This window comes from Mesorhizobium sp. AR10 (assembly GCF_024746795.1).
In the GTDB taxonomy this organism is placed as follows: Bacteria; Pseudomonadota; Alphaproteobacteria; order Rhizobiales; family Rhizobiaceae; genus Mesorhizobium.
In genome coordinates this window covers 694,660-715,175 of sequence record NZ_CP080524.1, presented here as the reverse complement: position 1 = coordinate 715,175, position 20,516 = coordinate 694,660, and the positions used below count along the sequence as shown (strand labels likewise).

15 protein-coding genes are annotated in these 20,516 nt (G+C 63.9%); 2 read left to right on the top strand and 13 right to left on the bottom strand.

Annotated elements, in window-relative coordinates; translation table 11 throughout:
• Positions 1 to 53: 53 nt before the first annotated feature.
• The 9 genes from LHFGNBLO_RS06735 to LHFGNBLO_RS06695 all read right to left on the bottom strand — a co-directional run bounded on the left by LHFGNBLO_RS06735 (position 54) and on the right by LHFGNBLO_RS06695 (position 13,855).
• The gene (locus LHFGNBLO_RS06735) at positions 54 to 3,812 is read right to left on the bottom strand and encodes a DUF11 domain-containing protein (protein WP_258605358.1); all 3,759 of its coding nucleotides are present in this window, start codon (positions 3,810 to 3,812) and stop codon (positions 54 to 56) included.
• A 10-nt stretch (positions 3,813 to 3,822) separates the two neighbouring features.
• Positions 3,823 to 5,802, bottom strand: a complete 1,980-nt coding sequence (locus tag LHFGNBLO_RS06730; protein ID WP_258609630.1) for a hypothetical protein — start codon at positions 5,800 to 5,802, stop codon at positions 3,823 to 3,825.
• A gap of 350 nt (positions 5,803 to 6,152) precedes the next feature.
• A complete protein-coding gene (locus LHFGNBLO_RS06725; protein WP_258605356.1) occupies positions 6,153 to 7,094 on the bottom strand; it encodes an alpha/beta hydrolase in 942 nt (313 codons plus the stop codon).
• Positions 7,095 to 7,107: 13 nt separating this feature from the next.
• On the bottom strand, positions 7,108 to 7,890 hold the full coding sequence (locus LHFGNBLO_RS06720) for a carnitinyl-CoA dehydratase (protein WP_258605354.1): 783 nt from the start codon (positions 7,888 to 7,890) through the stop codon (positions 7,108 to 7,110).
• Positions 7,883 to 9,961, bottom strand: a complete 2,079-nt coding sequence (locus tag LHFGNBLO_RS06715; RefSeq protein ID WP_258605352.1) for an acetate--CoA ligase family protein — start codon at positions 9,959 to 9,961, stop codon at positions 7,883 to 7,885. Before LHFGNBLO_RS06715 ends, LHFGNBLO_RS06720 begins: the two co-directional genes overlap by 8 nt.
• Positions 9,962 to 10,025: 64 nt before the next feature.
• Entirely contained in the window at positions 10,026 to 11,189 is a 1,164-nt protein-coding gene (locus tag LHFGNBLO_RS06710; RefSeq protein ID WP_258605350.1) for an acyl-CoA dehydrogenase family protein, read from the bottom strand.
• Positions 11,190 to 11,193: 4 nt separating this feature from the next.
• Positions 11,194 to 12,288 (bottom strand): carnitine 3-dehydrogenase, encoded by a 1,095-nt coding sequence (locus LHFGNBLO_RS06705; protein WP_258605349.1) that lies wholly within the window; start codon positions 12,286 to 12,288, stop codon positions 11,194 to 11,196.
• Positions 12,285 to 12,914: an HD domain-containing protein gene (locus tag LHFGNBLO_RS06700; RefSeq protein ID WP_258605347.1), complete on the bottom strand. Its 630-nt coding sequence runs from the start codon at positions 12,912 to 12,914 to the stop codon at positions 12,285 to 12,287. The genes LHFGNBLO_RS06705 and LHFGNBLO_RS06700 overlap by 4 nt, the downstream gene beginning before the upstream one ends.
• A 23-nt stretch (positions 12,915 to 12,937) precedes the next feature.
• Positions 12,938 to 13,855 (bottom strand): 3-keto-5-aminohexanoate cleavage protein, encoded by a 918-nt coding sequence (locus LHFGNBLO_RS06695; RefSeq protein ID WP_258605345.1) that lies wholly within the window; start codon positions 13,853 to 13,855, stop codon positions 12,938 to 12,940.
• A 77-nt stretch (positions 13,856 to 13,932) separates the two neighbouring features.
• On the opposite strand from LHFGNBLO_RS06695, the gene LHFGNBLO_RS06690 reads away from it, so the two are divergent.
• Positions 13,933 to 14,913, top strand: coding sequence for a GlxA family transcriptional regulator (locus tag LHFGNBLO_RS06690; protein ID WP_258605343.1), 981 nt, complete (start codon positions 13,933 to 13,935; stop codon positions 14,911 to 14,913).
• Between the two features lie 5 nt (positions 14,914 to 14,918).
• On the opposite strand, the gene LHFGNBLO_RS06685 is transcribed toward LHFGNBLO_RS06690, so the two are convergent.
• Positions 14,919 to 15,122 (bottom strand): hypothetical protein, encoded by a 204-nt coding sequence (locus LHFGNBLO_RS06685; protein WP_258605342.1) that lies wholly within the window; start codon positions 15,120 to 15,122, stop codon positions 14,919 to 14,921.
• 274 nt (positions 15,123 to 15,396) lie between these two features.
• The gene (xylA, locus tag LHFGNBLO_RS06680) at positions 15,397 to 16,722 is read right to left on the bottom strand and encodes a xylose isomerase (RefSeq protein WP_258605340.1); all 1,326 of its coding nucleotides are present in this window, start codon (positions 16,720 to 16,722) and stop codon (positions 15,397 to 15,399) included.
• Positions 16,723 to 16,834: 112 nt separating this feature from the next.
• On the opposite strand from xylA, the gene LHFGNBLO_RS06675 reads away from it, so the two are divergent.
• Complete coding sequence (locus LHFGNBLO_RS06675; RefSeq protein ID WP_258605338.1) at positions 16,835 to 17,197, top strand: nuclear transport factor 2 family protein; 363 nt, start codon at positions 16,835 to 16,837, stop codon at positions 17,195 to 17,197.
• A gap of 194 nt (positions 17,198 to 17,391) precedes the next feature.
• Here LHFGNBLO_RS06675 and xylB read toward each other — a convergent pair whose 3' ends face one another.
• On the bottom strand, positions 17,392 to 18,846 hold the full coding sequence (xylB, locus tag LHFGNBLO_RS06670) for a xylulokinase (RefSeq protein ID WP_258605336.1): 1,455 nt from the start codon (positions 18,844 to 18,846) through the stop codon (positions 17,392 to 17,394).
• Positions 18,847 to 19,041: 195 nt separating this feature from the next.
• Positions 19,042 to 20,364 carry a tetratricopeptide repeat protein gene (locus tag LHFGNBLO_RS06665; RefSeq protein ID WP_258605334.1) on the bottom strand — a complete coding sequence of 441 codons (1,323 nt, stop codon included), beginning with the start codon at positions 20,362 to 20,364 and terminating at the stop codon, positions 19,042 to 19,044.
• Between the last annotated feature and the right edge of the window lie 152 nt (positions 20,365 to 20,516).

The window sequence follows — 20,516 nt, the reverse complement described above, 5'->3', positions numbered from 1 at the left end:
GAAAAACCCCGCCGGATTGCTCCGGCGGGGTTGTGGTCTTGCGTGGCGCCGAACTACGGCTTGGAGTTCAGGATGGTCGCCGGATCCTGCTGCTCCGCCTGCGGCTTGCGCCTTGGCAGAAGCTGCTGCAGCACGTCCGGGTTCAGCAGGTTCTGGTTCAGCGTCGGCTGCCTGCGGATCGGGGTGCAGTTCGGGTACCTTCCGACTGTCCCGGCCGGACAGCGCCGCGTGATGATCGGCTGGCACTGGCCGTTGATCATCTGCGAGCCGGGCGCGCATTCCACCTGCCGCTTGCGGCATGCGCCATTGATCACCTGCGTGCCACGCGGACAGACACACTCGCCGCGCTTGTTGAGGACCTGGCCGCGAATGGTGCACTGCTGCGGCTTTGGCCGGATCGGTCGGCAGGCATTACCCCTGACTTCCGTACCTTTCGGGCAGACGCAATCTCCGTTGGCGTTGTGGACCTGGCCGCGGATGGTGCACTGCTCTGGCTTTGGCCGGATCGGTCGGCAGGCATTGCCCCGGACTTCCATACCCTTCGGGCAGACGCAATCTCCGTTGGAGTTCAGGATCTGGCCACGAATGGTGCACTGCTCCGGCTTTGGTTTGATCGGCCGGCAGGCATTGCCCCGGACTTCCGTGCCTTTCGGGCAGACGCAATCTCCGGCGGAGTTGTGAACCTGGCCACGAATGGTGCACTGCTCGGGTTTCGGCTTGTCCCGCACGCAGGCGCCATTCTTGAGCGATGTTCCGCGCGGACAGATGCAGCGTCCGTCTTCGGTACGGATCTGTCCCTTGAGCAACACGCAGGGCTTCGGTTCCTTCGGCGGGATGATGACCCCGCCGTCAGGCGAGCACTGACCGTTGCGGAAGGTGGTGCCGGGCGGGCAGACGCACCGGCCGGCATTGTTCAGGACAAAGCCTGCCGAACACTCCTTCTTCACCTCATTCCTGATGGTGAAGGGATGGCAGGCATAGGCCTTGCCGCGATCGCCCTGGACGTTGGTCGCATCACCGGGGAGCACGTCGCCGCCGCCTTGCACCTTCGTGTTGGGTGACAGCACGCCGACGCAGTTCTGACCGTTGACGTTGCCCTGCAGATTGGCCAGGCGGCCGTCGTCGGGAATGACCACGGTCACATGGTGGACGCGGCTTTCCCCGGCGCCGAGCGTCAGGTTGGCAATGCAGGATGCAGGCAGCGTTGCCGGCTCAGGCGAGCAGCCGAAGGGCGGTTCGATCGAGGTGATCGCAACGCCTTCCAGTCGGCCCAGGCCTTCGACGCCGATCGCATCACCGATGCGAACCGGACCGGAGAAGGCGCTCTCGCCATCGTTCGTGATGGTGATCTCGAACGTGCAGGGTTGGCCGAGCTTGCACTCGGTATCGCCGGTCTTCTCGACACGGATGGTCGAGGTGCCGCCGCCCTTGGCGCAGGCCTGGCCGATCGGATAGACGATGTCGTCTCCCGGGGCCGGACCATAGGAGCCGCGTGCGCAGTTCTCGAACTCGCCATTGGCCGAAACCGTCACGTCGAAGTGGCGGCTGGTTCCGGGCGTCATCACGGCGCCGGGAATCTGGCACGACAGCGCATTGGCCGGAACCGGTCCGCAAGCCCATTCCGCACCGTCAGGGGTGACGGTCTGGATCTGGACAGGCGCTCCGCCGGTCACGAGCTTGGCGGCATCGTTGACCCGCACCGGACCGGCGGGGGCAGCGGTGCCAACGCTGATGACGGTGATGCGGCAAGAGATGAGCGCAGCACCAGCCAGCGAGCCGCTGCACACCTTGGTGATGCGCATGGCCGGCTTGCCGCCATTGGGATGAGGGAAGCGTGCCTTGGCACAGGCCTTGTTGTTGGTGAGGTCGTTCTCACCGGGAATGGCCTTCACCGCAGCGCAGTTCTCGACCGTATCCGGCCGATAGCCGGCCGGCATTACCGCCTTGACGAAGATCGGCGTCGAGGCGCCCGGCAACAGCACGATGCCGGCATTGTCGCAGCGGAACTGGCCGGGGCCGTTCGGTCCGCATGTCCAGGGCGGGGTCGGGCCGAAAGACGAGGATGTCGGTGCGCCGCCTGGATAGGTATCTATGACCGTCAGCGGCCCATTATATGGGACGCTGCCGTTGTTGATGATGTCGATCACGAAATAGCAGATGCCGTCGGCCGAGCAGACCGGGGTGCGGGCACGCTTCTTCAGGATCAGGTCGACCTTCTTCTCGACCGGTGGCCGGCAGTCGCGGTCACGATCGCCGCGCTGGCAGATCGGGATCGAGGCACAGCCCCGATCGTTTTGCTGGCTGCCGAACAGCGGTTTGCCGCTGGCCCCATAATTATAGGTGGCGCAGTTGCGTAAAGCACCGTCTTGCCAGCCTCCGGCCGGTTTGAAGCCGAGCTTGAGGTCGACAAAGGCACCCGGGTTGAGCGTGGTCACCGGATGGGTGCACGTCATCGGGGTGGTTGCCGGCGCACAGACCCAGGGCGGGTTCGGCCCTGAATCGAGGGTGGAGCCGGGCGGCAGCGTCACTTCGTCGAGCACGATCTTGCCGTTGTACGGTGCCGTGCCGACATTGGTGACCCTGATGGTGAAGTCGCAACCGCCGGCCATCGTGCAACGCTGGACATTGGCGCGTTTTTCGACCTTCAGATCCGGTTCCTTGGGCGGCGGGCACCTCTGGTCGCGCGGAATGACGATGTCGATCGTCTGCGTGCAGCACAGGCCCCAGCCTTCCTCCGGGCCGGCATAGGTCTCGATGCCGCTGACGATGAGGTGGATGACGTCGCCGGGTGATGCACCGACGATCTTCCAGTTGAGCACACCGCCGCCCGCCGGCACCAACTGCGTGTCGGGGATGATGGTGATGCCGGGCGTCGTCGTCGAGACCTGCACCCATTTGCCACCCATCTCCGGGCCGAGCGGCATGTGGTAGATGAAGGCGCCGCCGCCGGGCACGCAATCGACCGTGCCTCTTTCCACCTTGAAGCATTCCTTGCCGGGAGGTGGAGGCGGTGGGTTGCACTTGGTGACGTCGATCTTGATCGAAGTCTTTACGCCGGTGAGAAAATCGCCGTCGTCGGGCTTGCTCGGATCCTGCGACGGGATGATGATCTCGGTGGGCCCATTGGTCACCTTGATCAGGCCCTGGTTGTCGACGATCGTCGGCGATGGAAACGCCGCATGGTCGATCTTGGCCGTGATCTTGAAGGTGATGACGCGCTCGTTCGCAGCGCCGGCGCCGTCGAGATCGCTGTCGGAAATCCGGAAATCGGAAACCGTTGCCGTATCGTTCGGATTTGCCGAGGTGCTGATCGTTGCACCCGGCAGCGGTCCGCCGGCCGAATCCGTGCCGTCACCGGACACGTTGACGTTGACGATCTCAAGGCCAGCCGGGAGCTGGTCCTTGAAGTCCATCTTGAGCTTTTTCAGTCTGGCCACGAGGTTCGGATCGGCAAAGCTCTGCGGATCGCCGCGCAAGCCGAAGCTCAGGGAATAGACGACGTAATCGCAGCCTCTTTGAGTGCCTTTCTTGGTGAAGAAGGGCACCACCCGGTCCGGCCTCGGATTGACGACGCGCGGATTGTCGAGGTCGAGCCTAAGTTCCGGGCCGATCGGGACAGCGTCTTCAGCGAAGACTTGCACCGGGGTTAGCATGGCGACCGCGATACCGGCCGCCATCAGCCAGCGCGCGCCGCGCCTGGCGAGTGACAGGGGTTTCATGATCGTCTCCATGACGGTTGGTTGATTGCCGGTCGATTGGCTGCCGGTTGATTGGCTGCTCTGGGCGAGCGGGGAAAGTGCGAGATTCATCATCTTCCCCTCCTCACGGTTCGCAGCTGACGGCCGGGGTTCTGAGCGGCACGGTCATCTTGCAGCAAGGGAAGTAGCCACCCTTGTCCTTGTCGGACTGCCTGTAGAAGCAGAGCCCGACATCGACGGTGTCGCCCGGATAGTGGCCGGTGATGTTGACCGTGTAGGGCGCGCCGGGAACATGCGACATGGGTGAGGTCACCCCGACGCCTGGTGTCCTGGACGAAGCCTTGATCGAATCGCCGCCAAAGCCGGCATGGTCATGGAGATAGAGATCGGCCTCGAGGCCGGATGGCGTGCAGAAATACTGGACGTCTTCCACATCGAGACATGGAGGCAGGTTGCCAGGGGGCGGGAAGTCCGGCGGATAGAAGGGTGGCAGATAACCGCCCGGTATTTCTTCGTAGTAGCCGGCACGGCCTTCGCAGGGGTGCCAGACCTCGACGTCGCCGACATGGCCTTCAACCTCGGGGTCTTCGAAATAGCTGTCGAAGTCGACGAACCACGAGCCGAAAGGTGGCACGTTGGCCGGCTTGACCAGCGGCGTCGGTGTGATCTGCACGCCGTGCACGGCGAGCGGCCCGCCAGCGGCGAGCTGTTCGGCAAGGGCTGGATTGTCGCGCAATTTGTCGCCGGTGTTGACCAGCGTTTCGGTGCAGACGCGCGTGTCGAGATTGCCGTCGGAATCATAGCCATATTGCAGGTCGAGGCCGCCGGCCGACTGGCGGTTGCCTTCCGGGAAGCCGACCGCATATTCCTGTGGCACTTCCACCCAGACCGATTCCGTCGCCGGATCGTCAGGGTTCTCGCGCCAATAGCGGATGATCTCGCCTTTGCCGGAATCGGCGAACTGGCGGTAGTCATAGTGGTTTTCCACCGGACCACGCTGGGCCAGGTACATGAAGCCTTTGTTGTCAAAGGCGATATCGGTGACAGCATGGTCCTCGTCGGCATTGACCGTCAGTTCCCAGCGCGGGTCGCCGGCAAAGCTGCCGTCGCGGGCGATGCCCACCGACCAGATCTCTGCCTTCTCGCCGACCGAATAATAGAGCCGGCCGCCATGATAGGCGACGGACCAGACACGGCGTTCGTCCTGCGTGTAGCCCCACGTATCGGGGGCTTCGCTGTCGAAGGCGGCGCCCTGTATGTCCATCACCGAGCCGTCGTCGGCGAGCGGGGCAAGCCCGTGCGCCGGGCGCCCGGCAACGCCGTGGTCGAACGTATCGATCAGCGTGCCGTTGGCGTCGATGCGGTGGATCAGGCCAATGTCGAGATCGCTGGCAAAAAACTGGCGGTGGATGGCGTCGAAGGTGACGTCGCCGATGCCGGGACCGCTGTCGGTGTCGATGTCGGCGAATTTCGATACGGCGCCGGTGATGCCGTCGATCTTCCAGATCGTGCCGGGGCCGCCACCGTTTTCGGTGCCGAACTGGCCGTCCATGAAGACAGCACCCGCTGTGCCGCGGCGCTGCCGCTCCGGGCGGCCGTCCGCGTCTTCGTCAGGAGTGACGATGCGGATGCCGTGCAGCGATGTGGCGCCGGCATAGAGGTTCGGAATGCGTGAGGGAATGCCGTCGCGCACGCCATCATCATAGGTGATACCGAACACCTGGCCGATCTGCTCGGCCGTCACCTCGAAGGGTGGCGGCGTGTTGACGAGGTGGCCGGAGGCCGGCCCGCCAAGCCCTGAAACGTCGAAAACGCGCAAGGTTGCGCGCGTCGTGTCGATGAAGGTTTCGTCGACCGGATCAACACCCGGCGGCAGGCCTTCTTCGAAATTGGGAATGATGGTGCCGGAAAATCCGGTCACCGCCATCGAGCCCGGATAGATGATCTGGGTTTCCTGCGCCTGGGCAGGTCCGCCAAGCCAGAGGCTGGCGGTCAGCGCCAGTGCCAGCAATCCGCTGGTTGCCAAGAATCTACTCGGTAGGTGGATGGCGCGGCGCAAACGGCCAGCATGAAAGGGCACAAACGTGCCGTGATCGCAAGACATTGAGCTACCCCCACTAGCTACGGGAGTAACGTCCAGTCTTGCCGCCCAGATCAGGGCAAGGCGCGGCGTTCCGGCACGTTCTTCCCTGATCGAATTGTCTGCAGTCCTCCTGGTCACGATACGCCTGCTCTTACGCAGGGTCAACGGAATCAGCGAAAAGCCCAGCGCGTCGACCCGGTCCCGAAGGCGGTGATCGCGCTGAGCTCCTGTTGTTCCCGGAGACCGTGGAGTCTCTGGGTTTCTGGTCATGGCGGCTTTCCTTTCCGGGCCGCACCATGCGGCACCTGAGCGTCAGTCGCCGGCTGACGCGGAAAGGTTCATTGGAGCCGAGCTTCAGGGAAAGAGGGTGCTCACCAGATCCATTCGCCTTTTCCCAGCGCCGACACCGCATCGACGATCCGGGTAAAGCTCGCGCGTGCCCGGCCGACCGTGTGCCTGGCCCTGAGATAGCCATGCACCAGCCCCGGCTCCTCGAGCCAGGTGGCGCGCCCGCCAGCAGCAATGATGCGATCGCGATAGATCTCGCCGTCGGACGACAGAGGGTCGTATTGCGCGGTGATCAGCACCGTCGGCGGCAAGCTGGCGAAATCGGTGTCGGCCAGTGGCGCCAGCGTGGGGTCGCCGCTGCGATCGGCGCCACCGGTGCGGATATCCTTGTAGAAATCGAGGTCGCGCATGGTCAGCATCGGCGCCTCGGCGTGGGTCACGTAGGATCCTTGCGAGCGGTCGCCGCCAAGACTGGGATAGATTAGCACCTGGCCGATCGGCTTGCGCGCGTGGCCGCGTGTCGCATGGCTGACGGCGGCGGCGAGATTGCCGCCGGCACTATCGCCGCACAGCAGGATTGGCCGTTTGTAGGTGGTGGCGGCCCATTCGAAGGCGCTGACGGCATCATCGAAAGCGGCCGGGTGAAGGTGTTCAGGCGCCAGCCGGCAGTCGACCGAAACCACTTCGTAGCCGGTGCGCACGCAAAGCTCGGCGCAGACGTCGTCATGGCTGTCGAGCCCACCAAGGATGAAGCCTCCGCCATGGAAATAAAGCACCATCGCCCCTGCTTCCGGCGCCGGGGTGCGATAGATGCGGATCGGGATGTCATGCTTCGGCACGGCAATGAAAGTGGTTTCCGCCGTCACGCCCTCGGGATAGCCGGCAAAGAACTCGCGGCACAGTCGATCGTAGATGCTGCGCTGCTCGGCGATCGTGTAGTCGATCGTGTCCGGCGGATAATAGGAATTGGTGCGCTCGATGAAGGCCCAGGTCTCGGCGTCGATGAGTTTTTTGTAGTCGGTCATCGGAGCCTGCCGCTCACTTCCCCTTCCACACCGGGTCGCGCTTTTCGGCAAAAGCACGAAAGCCTTCCATACCGTCCTCGGAGCCATAAAGGGCATCGACGGTCGGCAGCTGGCGACGCGTCACCTTGTTCATTGCATCCTGGAAGGTCAGCGCTTCGGCCACCCGTGCCGTCTCCTTGATCGCGGCAAAGACCAGCGGCGGACCGCTGGCGAGCAGGCGGGCGATCTCCCAGACGCGGTCTTCGAGCTTCTCCTTGGGCAGCACCTCGTTGACCAGGCCCCAGCGATGCGCCTCGGCGACATCCATCCAGCGGCCGGTGAGCAAAAGGTCCATGGCGACATGATAGGGGATGCGCTTCGGCAATTTTATCGTCGCCGCATCGGCCAGCGTGCCGGCGCGGATTTCGGGCAGTGCGAAGGAGGAATGGTCCGAGGCATAGATGAGGTCGCAGGACAGCGCCAGTTCGAAGCCGCCGCCGACCGCCATGCCGTTGACGCAGGCGATGACCGGCTTGTTGAGGTCGCGCAATTCCTGGAGCCCGGCGAAACCGCCGACGCCATAGTCGCCATCGACGGCATCGCCGCCGGCTGCTGCCTTCAGATCCCAGCCGGCGCAGAAGAACTTGTCGCCGGCCGTCTTGACGATGGCGACACGCAAGCCTGGATCGTCGCGGAACGCCTTGAACGTCTCGCCCATTAGCCGCGAGGTCTTGAGATCGATGGCGTTGGCCTTGGGCCGGTCGAGCGTGACTTCGAGGATCGTGCCCTCGCGACGGGTCGAAATGACGTCAGACATTCTTCTTGTCTCCCAGCACCAGCAGCGCGTCGGCGATCCAGGCGCCCTTGCCCTCGGCGCAGACGATGAGCGGGTTGATGTCGAGTTCTTCGATCTCGCCGGCATTCTTCTGCACGAAGGCGGCAATGCCCGCGATGGCCTCGATGGCGGCCGCGACATCGGACTTGGGCCGGCCGCGATAGCCTTCGAGCAGCGGGAACAGTTTCAGGCGGCGCAACGCCGCCTCGATATCGTCGCGCGTCGCCGGCAGCATCAAGGTGACGCTGTCGCGCAACAGCTCGACCAGCACGCCGCCGGTGCCCAGCGTCATCACGGCGCCGAACATCGGGTCGCGGGTGAAGCCGACGATCAGTTCGGCGACGCCGTCGCGCACCATGCGCTCGACATAGAGCCCGGTGCCGAGTGGCAGGAGATCATGCGCCGCTGTGCTGACGGATTCGGCGTCCTTGAGGTTCAGCCTGACAGCGCCGACCTCCGACTTGTGGGTGACGCCGAGCGCCTTCAGCGCCACCGGGAAGCCGAGCGCCATGGACGAGATGACGGCCTCGACCGCATTGGCGGCGCGTTCGCCCTTCGGCACCGGCAAGCCGGCCCTGATCAGCCGCTCCTTGGCTTCGGCCTCGTCTGGCGTCACATGGTCGCCTCCGGCGGCGCCGGCAGCTGTCGTGTCGATCGGCTGCGCCTGCGGCTCGGCCCAGGCCCAGCCGATGAAGGCTGCCGCCCCTGCGGCGTCCATGGCCTCGGAAATGCCGAACAACGGCACCATGCCGCGCGCCATCAGCTCGGCGGTATATTCCTCCGGCAGGTTCTCCGGCAACGACGAGACGATCGCGCCATGCGCCTTGTTGGTCTTCAGCGCCGATTCGAAGGCGCGCAGCGTCGCCCACCAATCGGTCACCGAGCAGCGGTCCGGGCGCGGAAAGTCGAGCACCAGCATGTTGAGGTCGAAGCCACCCGACACCATGGCGGTGAAGGTAGCGGTCATCGCCGGCTCGTTGTTCCAGATGAAGGTGTGGTAGTCCAACGGATTGGCGACCGCGACCAGCGGCCCGAGTGTCGATTTGACATGGGCGCGGTGCTTGCTGGTGAGCTCCGGGAAATTGACCCAGCGGCCCTCTGCGCTGTCGGCCATGACGGAAGCCTCACCACCCGAGCAGCTCATCGACGACAGCCGGTAGCCGGGCAGCGGGCCGGTGATGTGCAGAAGCTTCAGCGCCTCGATGAAGGCGGGGATGGAATCGACGCGGGCAATACCCAGCCGCCTCAGGAACGCGCCCGATGCCGCATCGGAGCCGGCCAGCGAGGCGGTGTGCGACACCGTTGCTTGCCGTGCCTGTTCGGAGCGGCCGACCTTCATGGCGATGATCGGTTTCTTCAACTCGCGGGCACGTGCTGCCAGCCTTTCGAAGCCGGCTACCGAATCGAAGGCCTCGATATGCAGGCCGAGCGAAGTGACGCGATCGTCCTCGATCAGGCCGAGCGCCATTTCGGAAAGGCCGGTCTGAGCCTGGTTGCCGGCGGTCATCAGGAAGGCGATCGGCAGGCCGCGCTTCTGCATCGTCATGTTGATGGCGATGTTGGACGACTGGGTGATGATGGCGACACCCTTGGCGCCTTCGGGCAGCCTGATGCCGCCATGCTGGTCGGGCCACAGCAACGCGCCATCGGCGTAGTTGATCAGGCCATAGCAGTTCGGCCCGATGATCGGCATCTGGCCCGCAGCAGTGACCAATTCGGCCTGCAGCCGCTCGCCGTCGTCGTCATAGGCCTCGGTCTCGAGAAAGCCGGCGGCAAAGCAGACGGCGCCGCCGGCGCCGCGTTCGGCCAAAGCCTTGATCACCTCGATGGTCAAATGCCGGTTGACGCCGACAAAGGCGGCGTCGGGGGCACCCGGCAGCTCGGCCACCGAACGATAGGCCTTGCGGCCGGCGACCTCGTCCTTGGTCGGATGCACCGGCCAGATCTCGCCGGCAAAGCCCATCTTGATCGACTGGGCGACGACGGCGGCGGCCTGCGCCCCGCCGAACACGGCAATCGATTTTGGGCGCAGGAGACGTTCGAGTTTATGCATGGTCATCTTTTCGTTTGAGCACGATCTTTTCTAAAACCCGGATCCCGGCTTTGGGGATCATGCTCTAAGCCCCGAACGGACGCAGCAGCGCCCGCGAAATAATATGTCGCTGAATCTCCGAAGTGCCTTCCCAGATGCGCTCGACGCGGGCGTCGCGCCAGATGCGCTCCAGCGGCAGATCGTCCATGAGCCCCATGCCGCCATGGATCTGGATCGCCTCATCGGCGACGAAAGCAAGCATTTCGGTGGCCTTCAGTTTGGCCATGGCCATGTCCTGTTCGGTGACGGTGCCCTGATCGTACTTCCAGCCGGCTTCGAACACCATCAGGTCGGCGGCCTTCAATTCGGTCGCCATGTCGGCGAGCTTGAACGACACGCCCTGGAACTTGCCGATCTGCTGGCCGAACTGCTGGCGCTGTGCGGCGTATTCGACGGCATGGCCAAGCGCCCGCTCGGCGCGGCCGAGACAGGTGGCCCCGACCTGCAGCCGGGTCGCGCCCAGCCATGAGTTGGCGACCTCGAAGCCCTTGTGAACCTCGCCGAGAACTTGGGCAGCCGGCAGGCGGCAATCGTCGAATTCGAGGATGGCGTTGGTGTAGCCGCGATGCGAGACGTTGCGATAGCCGTCGCGCACCGTAAAACCCTTGGTGCCCTTGTCGACGAAGAAGGCGGTGATCTTCTTGCGCTTGCCGCGCGGCGACTCCTCTTCGCCCGAGGCCATGAAACAGATGGCGAAATCGGCGAGATCGGCATGGCTGATGAAGTGCTTGGTGCCGTTCAGCACCCAGTCGTCGCCATCCTGGACGGCGGTCGCCTTCATGCCGCGCAGGTCGGAGCCGGCGCCCGGCTCGGTCATCGCCAGGCAGTCCCATTTCTCGCCGCGGATGCAGGGGAACAGGTATTTTTCACGCTGCTCCGGCGTGCCGGCCAGAAGGATGTTGGAAGGCCGGGCCACGCAGGTCCAGTGCAGCGCGTAATTGGCGCGGCCCAGTTCCTTCTCGTAGAGCAGCCAGGTCACAGTATCGAGCCCGGCGCCACCGACATCGGCCGGCATGTTGGCGGCGTAGAGCCCGGCTTCAATCGCCTTGACCTTGATCTCTTCGATCAGCTCGCGACGCAGCACGCCGGTGCGCTCGACCTCGCGCTCATGCGGGTAAAGCTCGTTCTCGACGAACGCCCGCGTCGCCTCGACGATGAGCTTCTGCTCCTCCGACAGACCGAAATCCATGGTCTCAGCCCTTCTTCTTTTTCTTCGGCTTTTCGGCCTTCTTGACTGGTTTGCTTGCCTTGGCCTTCTCGGCCGCCTTGGAGGCGGTCGGTTTCTTCGCCGCCAGCTTGGCCAACTGCTTGGTATAGTCCTTGTGCAAGGCGCCGGCACCCCAGCCCTTGCCTTTGTTCTGCTTCGACAGCGCTTCCATGATGGCGACCAGATTGTCGTCGCGGATCTTTTCCAACTCGCGGATCGACAGCCCATGTGCCTGGTCGTCAGACTGGGTGGCGATCAGGTCCACCAGCTCGTCGTTGAACTCCGGTACATCCATCAGCTTGGTCCATGGCCATTTCAGGCACGGGCCGAACTGCGCCATGAAGTGGCGCATGCCGGCCTCGCCGCCGGCGACGCGATAGACCTGGAACATGCCCATCTGCGCCCAGCGCAGGCCGAAGCCATAGCGCATGATGTCGTCGAGTTCCTCGACCGTGCAGATGCCGTCCTTGATCAGCCACAGCGCCTCGCGCCATGCCGCCTCCAGCAGGCGGTCGCCGACAAACGCTTCGATCTCCTTGCGGATCACCACCGGCTTCATGCCGATCGAGGCATAGATCTCCTTGGCGACCTCGATCGCCTCGGGGAACGTCTGCTCGCCGCCGACGATCTCGACCAGCGGCAGGAGATAGACCGGGTTGAAGGGATGTCCGACAACCAGCCGCTCCGGATGCTTCTTCATCGCCACCTGCATGTCGGTCGGCTTGATGCCGGAGGTCGAAGAACCAACAATGGCGTTGGCCGGCGCATAAAGATCGATCTCTGCCAGCACGCGGTGCTTCAGGTCGAGCCGTTCCGGCACGCTCTCCTGGATGAAGTCGGCGTCGGCCACCGCCTCGGCGATGGTCTTGGCGAAGGTCAGTCTGCCCTCTTTGGGCAAGCCGCCCGGAACCATCTGCTTATAGGCGCGGCGCGCGCCCTTCATCACTTCGCTGACTTTCCGCGACGCCTCGGGATCGGGATCGAAGATAGATACGTCGATGCCGTTGAGCAGCAGTCGGGCCACCCAGCCGGCGCCGATGACGCCGCCGCCAATGGCGGCTGCCTTGTTGATGATGCTCATGCGGAGGCTCCGGTTCTTGTCGTGGCTGTTTGGGGATCGATGAGGGGCACGCGCTCGCCGGCGCGGATCACGGCGGGGTCGTAGGCTTTGCGGGCAAACACTTCGAGCACGAAGGGCCGGAAGAAGTCGATCGGCAGCGTCTCGTAGTCCGGGTCGAAGCTCGACTGGTCCCAGCGCTCGCAAAACTCATCGCAATCGTCGAAATAGACATGTCCGGCGAAGCGGTCGCGGGCATGAGGGTTGCCGCCGAGATGATGGGCATAGTAGAGGCGCTGGAAGTCGCCATGCTTCTCCACCACCCAGGTGCATTGCTCACGCACGAAGGGCTTCAGTATCGAAGCTGCGTACTCATCGTGATTGTAGGGTGCATAGATGTCGCCGATGTCGTGCAGCAGCGCGCAGGCGATCCAGTCGGTGTCGGCGCCGTCGCGCCAGGCGCGAGTCGCCGCCTGCAGCGAATGGCCGAGCCGGGTGATCTTGTAGCCGGAAAGGCCCTCATCCAGTTGCACCAGCGCGTCGAGCAGCCGCTCGCCGGTCTTGGCCGCATAGTCGATTTCATGCGCGGTCAGGAACTCGTAGTCGTCCTTGTCGCCATCCTTCATCGCGGTGAACTTGACGGTAGCCATGCCGACCTCCCGGCTGTTTCAGCTCATGCGGCTATTGGTGCACGCTTGGTCAGGTTCAGCTTCCTGCGCACTTCCTCGGGTCCAAGGATCCTGGCGCCGAGATTGGTGACGATGCTGGCGGCCCGTTCGACCAGCTGCGCGTTGGTGGCCAGCACGCCCTTGTCGAGCCACAGATTGTCCTCGAGCCCGACGCGGACATTGCCGCCGGCCAGCACCGCGGCTGCGGCATAGGCCATCTGGTTGCGGCCGATGGCGAAGGCCGACCAGTTCCAGGTCGACGGCACATTGTTGACCATGGCCATGAAGGTGTTGAGGTCGTCCGGCGCCCCCCACGGCACGCCCATGCACAGTTGCACCAGCGCGTCAGGGTTGAGCACCTTCTCCTCGACCAATTGCTTGGCGAACCACAGATGACCGGTGTCGAAGGCCTCGATCTCCGGCTTGACGCCCATCGCCGTCATCATGCCGCCCATGGCGCGCAGCATGCCGGGCGTATTGGTCATGACATAGTCGGCCTCGGCGAAGTTCATGGTGCCGCAATCGAGCGTGCAGATTTCCGGCAGGCACTGGCGCACATGTTCCACGCGGTTGGTGGCGCCGCCCATGTCGGTGCCTTTTTCATTCAGCGGCAGCGGCGCCTCGGGCGAGCCGAACACCATGTCCCCGCCCATGCCGGCGGTCAGGTTGAGCACGACGTCGACATTGGCGTCACGGATACGCTCGGTCACCTCGCGGTAGAGATGCACATCGCGACGCGGCTTGCCGGTCTCTGGATCGCGGACATGGCAATGGACGATCGCCGCACCGGCCTTGGCCGCATCGATGGCCGAATCGGCGATCTGCTTGGGCGAGCGTGGTACATGCGGGCTGCGGTCCTGCGAACCACCGGACCCGGTAACGGCACAGGTAATGAAAACCTCACGGTTCATCGAGAGCGGCATGAAATTTCCTCCCAATCCAGACCGACCCCAACAATGCCTGACTTGTCGGAAACTGTTTTGCGTTTTACGAAGGCGGCATGATCAAAAGCGAAAAACCTGATATCTTTCGTGCCGAGCGCTCGCCGCTCAAGGTGACGTTGCTGGTGTTTTCGGGCTCGTCGATCATGTGCGTGGCCTCAGCTGTCGATCCGCTGCGCGCCGCCAACCGCATCGCCGGTGAGACCTTGTTCGATTTCAAATTGGTCTCGGTCACCGGCGAGGCGCCAGTCACCACTTGCGGCCTGCCGGTGGCGGTCAGCGGCCGCTTCGATGCGGCTGAACCAGCCGATGTGCTTGTCGTCGTCGCCGGTTTCGGCACGCAGAACTATGCCACATCAGCCTTGCTTGCCGGCCTGCGCCGTGCGGCGCGTGCGGCGCGTGCCTGCGGCGGCGTTGAGGCCGGCACCTGGCTGGTGGCCCGCGCCGGCCTGCTGGAAGGGCGCAGTGCTACCACCCACTGGGAGGATATGGAGGACTTTTCGACGGCGTTTCCCGGCGTCGATGTTCGTCCCGACCGCTATGTCATAGACGGACCGGTGTTCACCTCGGGCGGCGCCTCGCCGACCTTCGACCTGATGCTGCATTTGATCCGCACCCGGCTTGGCATGGCGGTGGCGCTCGATGTGGCCAGTGTGTTCATCTACGACCAGGCCCGCGCCGCCACCGACGCGCAGCCGCTGGTCTCGCTTGGCCGCCTCGACGGCTACGACCCGCGGCTGGCGCAAGCCATTCGGCTGATGGAAGCCCATGTCGACCGGCCGCTGACCATCGCCGCGGTGGCAAAGCGCGCCGGGGTGACGGCGCGAACGCTGGAAAGCATTTTTCGCAAGTCGATCGGCGAGACGCCAGGCGCCTACTATCTCAGGCTGCGGCTGGGCGCAGCGCGCCGGCTGGTGGTCGATACGCGCGTGGCCATGGCCGATATTGCCGGGCGGACGGGGTTTTCGTCCGCCGCGGCATTTTCCAGAGCGTTTTCAAGAGCTTTCGGCGAAGCGCCGGTCAGGCTGCGCCGGGGTTAGTCGGATCAGGCAGCGTTCCGGCGATCTGTGCCGCTGTCGATCTGGGAGCGCATCTGTCTCGCCAGACGGACTTCGAAACGGTTGCTGACTGCACGGTCCCATTCGTTCTTTACATCGTCGGTTGGTCTCGGCAACGCCATCAGCCGATCGATGATCGATCCTGTCTCGCCGGACGAGAGCAGGGCGTCGATTTCGCGTTCGTGCTGCATATCGGTTCGCCTCCTTCTTCTTCACCCGCCACAGAGCCATCCTTATACGAGCTTCGTGACGGCTGTTTGAAGGCAAGAGCGAGGTGATTGAGGGGCGGCACGAGGCAAAACCTTGTCGTCGGACAAGGCCTCGCGCAAACTCGTTCTAATGCATGTCGCCCCAAAGGTGCGTAGACTGAAGCGCGTCGACTGAATCCGTTTCAACGCGACGCGCTTTAGGGCGGCAGGGGTGTTGTCCAGCCGCCCCTCGAACAGTACGAATCGGCTTCCCGCCTCAGACGTAGCGGTTGACGATGTTTTCCAGATACTCCTGGCGGCCCGAGCGCGGCTGCGGCTCGATCTTCTTCTTGACGACGCGCTCGGCGATCTCCTCCAGCGTCCGCTTGCCGGCAAGCATCGCCTTGGCCTCGGCCGAGTTCCAGCCGGCATAGCGCTCGGCGAGCGGTCCGGACAGGGCCTTGTCCTCGACCATGCGGGCAGCCGCTTTCAGGCCACGCGCGCAGCAATCCATGCCGCCGATATGGCCAATCAGCAGATCCTGCGGGTCGAGCGACTGGCGACGCAGCTTGGCGTCGAAATTGGTGCCGCCGGTCTTGAAGCCGCCCGCCTGCAGCACGTAGTAGTAGGCCAGCGCCATCTCCGGCACATTGTTGGGGAACTGGTCCGTATCCCAGCCCGACTGGTAGTCGTTGCGGTTCATATCGATCGAGCCGAAGACGCCGAGCGCATTGGCCAGCGCCAGCTCGTGCTCGAAGGAATGGCCGGCCAGGATGGCATGACCCTGCTCGATATTGAGCTTGACCTCTTTCTCCAGGCCGAAACGCTTGAGGAAGCTGTAGACCGTCGCGACATCGTAGTCGTACTGATGCTTGGTCGGCTCCTGCGGCTTCGGCTCGATCAGGATGGTGCCCTTGAAGCCAATCCTGTGCTTGTAGTCGACGACCAGGTTGAGGAAGCGCCCGGCCTGCTCCTGTTCGCGGGCCAGGTCGGTGTTGAGCAGTGTTTCATAGCCCTCGCGCCCGCCCCACAACACATAGTTCTCGCCCTTCAGCCGCTTGGTCACATCGATGCAGTGCTTCACCGTCGCTGCCGCATAGGCAAACACATCCGGATCGGGATTGGTGGCCGCACCAGACATGAAGCGGCGATTGGAGAACATGTTCGCCGTGCCCCAAAGCAGCTTGACGCCGGTCTGCTTCATTTTCCCCGCGAAATAGTCTGATATCTCGTCGAGCCGCGCCGCACTTTCGGAAAAGTCTCTGCCCTCCGGTCGTACATCGGCATCGTGAAAGCAGAAATAGGGCGCACCGAGCAGAGAAAACATCTCGAAAGCGACATCGGCCTTGAGCTTGGCCAGCTCCATCGTGTCGGTGCCGCCGGCCTTTGGGAACCACGGACGGTCGAAGGTCTGGCCGCCGAAGGGATCGCCGCCCTGCCAGGCGAAGGAATGCCAGTAGGCAACGGCAAAGCGCAGGTGGTTTTCCAGCCGCTTGCCGGCGACGACTTCGTCGGGATTGTAGAACCGGTAGGCCAGCGGATTGGTCGAATCCGGACCCTCATACTTGATCTTCTTGATATCGCCGAAAAACCCGCTGCTCATGATTTCTGTCCTCTCACAAAGTTCTGCCGCCATTACCTCAGGCGTAATTGGTTTCACGCCGGCGCTGGTCGAAAAGGGTCATGTCAAAACCACTCAACGAAGGAGACAGACCATGACCGACCTCACCACGATCGCCGAAAACTACATCACCGCCTGGAACGAGAGCGATGCCGCTCGCAGGGTAGCCTTGCTCGAGGCGACCTTCACCGAGGACGTCAGCTACCGCGATCCGATCATGCAGGGCGACGGCCATGACGGCGTCGCTGCACTCATCGACGGCGTGCAGCAGCGCTTTGCCGGCTTCCGCTTTTCGCTGAAGGGCCAGCCGGATGGTTTTGAAGACAAGATTCGCTTCTCGTGGAACCTCGGGCCGGAAGGCACCGAGTCCGTCATCGAAGGCACCGACATCGGAATCATCGAGAACGGCCGTCTGAAAAGCGTCACCGGCTTTCTCGACAAGGTGCCGGCGCAGTGAGGTAACCTTGGCAAGACGGGGGGCACTCACCCCCCTCTGGCCTGCCGGCCATCTCCCCGTCAAGGGGGGAGATTGGCTGGCGTTCCTGCCTTCGCCAATCGCCGACCTTGCAAGACTGGCATGGTCGTCGACGCTGCCGATCTCCCCCCTTGAGGGGGAGATGCCCGGCAGGGCAGAGGGGGGTACGTTCAAGCTCACGTCGTCGCACCTTTTATCGCCGGGTAAAGCGCCCGATAGCGGCTATACGCATCCGCATAGGCTCCGATCAGCGCTGCAACCGGCTCGACGGTGGCGTCAGTAGCCGGCGCCGTGCAGACGGCAAGCGGATCGGCGCCCGTCGCCGCGATCAGGCCAAGCCGCGCCGCACCGAAGGCGGCGCCGAAATCACCGTCGGCGGGGATGTCGACGGGAAGGCCGAGCGTAGTGGCGATCGCCTTCAGCCAGTAGCGCGAGCGCGAGCCGCCGCCGATCGCCGTCACCCGCGTCAATGTCGTGCCGGCTGTTTTCAGGGCTTCGAGACTGTCGCGGAAGGCGAAGGCGACGCCTTCGAGCACGGCTTGGGTGAGTACGGCGCGGCTGGACTCGTGTGCCAGCCCGGTGAACGCGCCGCGAATGGCGGAATCATTGTAGGGTGTGCGCTCACCCGAGAGATAGGGCAGGAAGGACACGCCGGTCGGCGCCTTCAGCGTGTCGCCGAGTTCGGCGGTCAGCTCGCCTGCGCCTTTTCCTGATATCTCCGACAGCCAGTTGAGAGAATCGGTCGCCGACAGGATGACGCCCATCTGGTGCCAGGTGTTGGGCAGAGCATGGCAGAACGTATGCACAGCACTTGCCGGGTTGGGCAGATAGGTGGCGTTGGCAGCAAACAGCACGCCCGACGTGCCGAGCGAGACAAAAGCGTGGCCCGCGCCGACCGTGCCCATGCCGCAGGCCGAGGCGGCATTGTCGCCGGCGCCGCCGGCGATCGGGATGCCAGCCTGCATACCCCATTTTGAAGCCAGCTCGCCGCGCAAGCCGCCGGCCTTCTCGGTACCCTCGACCAGCGACGGCATCTGCTTTTCATCGAGTGAGGTGGCTTCGAGCAGCTCGGCCGACCAGGCACGCTTGCCGACATCGAGCCAGGAGGTGCCGGCCGAATCCGACATCTCCGAAATATTCTCGCCCGATAGCCAGAGCCGCAGGAAATCCTTCGGCAGCAGAACCTTTGCCACCTTGGCGAAAACGGAGCGTTCGTGGTTCTTCACCCAGGCAAGCTTTGGCGCGGTGAAGCCGGGGAAAACGATGTTGCCGGTCAGCTTGCGAAAGCGTGGGTCGGCATCGAGCGCGGCGGCCTCGGCATGGCTGCGCGTATCGTTCCACAGAATGCAGGGGCGCAACACCTGATCGCCGGCGTCAAGCAACGTGGCGCCATGCATGTGGCCGGACAGGCCGATGCCTTTCACCGCAGCAAGTTCTTTCGGATGGGCGGCTTTCAGCTCGGCGACCGCCGCCTCGCAGGCCCGGGTCCAGTCCGCGGGGTTCTGCTCCGACCAGCCGGGATGCGGCCGTGACACGTCAAGCGACGCATGGCCGGAACCCACGACAGTCTGCCCGGCATCGATCAGCAGCGCCTTGACGCCCGACGTGCCCAGATCGAGGCCGAGATACATGTTTTCCTCCCATGCCCGTCGCGTCTGGCGGCGACGGTCCTTTCCTTGCTTCTTCGCCCTCTGTGTTGCAACGCGGGCGAAGAAGGTATCCGGCGAAATCGTGCCGCCGGAAACGCTATCCGGTCAACGCACGAATTTTTTCGACACTCGAAATAATTTGGTCGAACCAGTTTTTAAGGCAAGAATTGCCGCCGGTCAATTCGTTGCGAGATCGGCCGCGCGCCGCAAAAACAGTGCCGACAACGGACTGTCGGGTCGCGCCAGCGAGCGTTCCGCTGCAAGCGCCCGCGCCAGGGCTCCATCACCGGAACGCAACGCCGCCTCTATCAGCGTCAGGTCGATGACGTCGCGCTGGGCATGGCTGCCGCCGAATCGGTGGGCAATCGCCCGAATGGGCCGGATCAGCCGCACCGTCTCGGCATAGTTGCCGTCACCAAACGCCTTGATCGCCAGCGTCAGGGGATGGCCGACATCCCTGGTGAAGGCGGCATTGTCATCTGCGGCGCGCATGGCCTCGCGCTGCACGTCGAGAAGGGTTTGGGCCGGCGCTTCGAGGCCGGCGCCGACGAAGGCCATCATCGCGTGGGCGTCGTTGAAGGCATAATTGCCGGCCCCGGCCTTGGGCCAATTGGCGGCGAGGGCCGTCCAGCGGTCGCCGACATTGACGCCGCCGAGATGCAGCCGCCACAGGATCGCCGAGGCATCCACCATGTTGAGCGCCAGCGTCGACGGCTCGCCATAGATCGGCCCGTCATAGAGCGCCAGCACCTCGTCGGTCTCGCCGAGATCGTAGTGGAACAGCGCCAGATGCCACCAATTGTGCACCTGCAGGAAGCTTTCCCGCGTCCACGCCTCGGGATTGGCGCGCATCCACAGAATGCCGTCCTTTTGCCGGCTCTGCATTTCCATGACATGGGCGACGGCGTGCTGTGCCCAGCCGTCGCGCGGCTCGATGTCGACTGCGGTGCGGCCAAGCTGTTCGGCGCGAGCATAATCGCCCATTTCTTCGAGCCCGAAGGCCTGCATGCCGAGAATGGCATGGTAGCCGGGCATGCCGCTCTGCCAGGATGGCAGGGCGCGGCCGATGCGGTCGCGCAGCATGCGGGCGTTGCCGGTGAAGAAATCGATCTGGTGGCCGGTTTGAAGAGCCAACATGTCGAGCGGGAAGTCGATGGCGATATCCTCGAGGATGCGGCTGGCTTCATGCCAGCGCCCCCCGGCGAGGTGGCCAAGGGCTGCGACATGCGCCTGTTCGCGCGCCGTCGCGGCAAGCGGCAACGCCGCCTGATGGCATGTCCTGGCCACCGCCGTCGCCTCACGCTCGGTGGCGAGGCCGAAGAGATAGCCCTTGAACACATGAGCCATGACGAAATCGGGGTTTTCGGCGATGGCGCGGTCGGCTGAGGCGACGGGGTCGCCGATGAAGCATTGCAGTTCGCGCACGGCCTGGCTGTAAGGCGAAAACCCGGCTTCCGTCGCACCCGAAAACGTCAGGCCGAATGCGTCCCTAATGGCCATGTCATGTCCTTTGATGACCACACAATTCCAGCCCGATCCTAGAGCATTGACGGCAGGTGCGCCAACCACGTTCTGGACCAATCAATACTCAGGTAAATCCGAATACTTTCGCAGTTCATCAACCATGAGGTGAAGATTAAGATTTTTAAAAT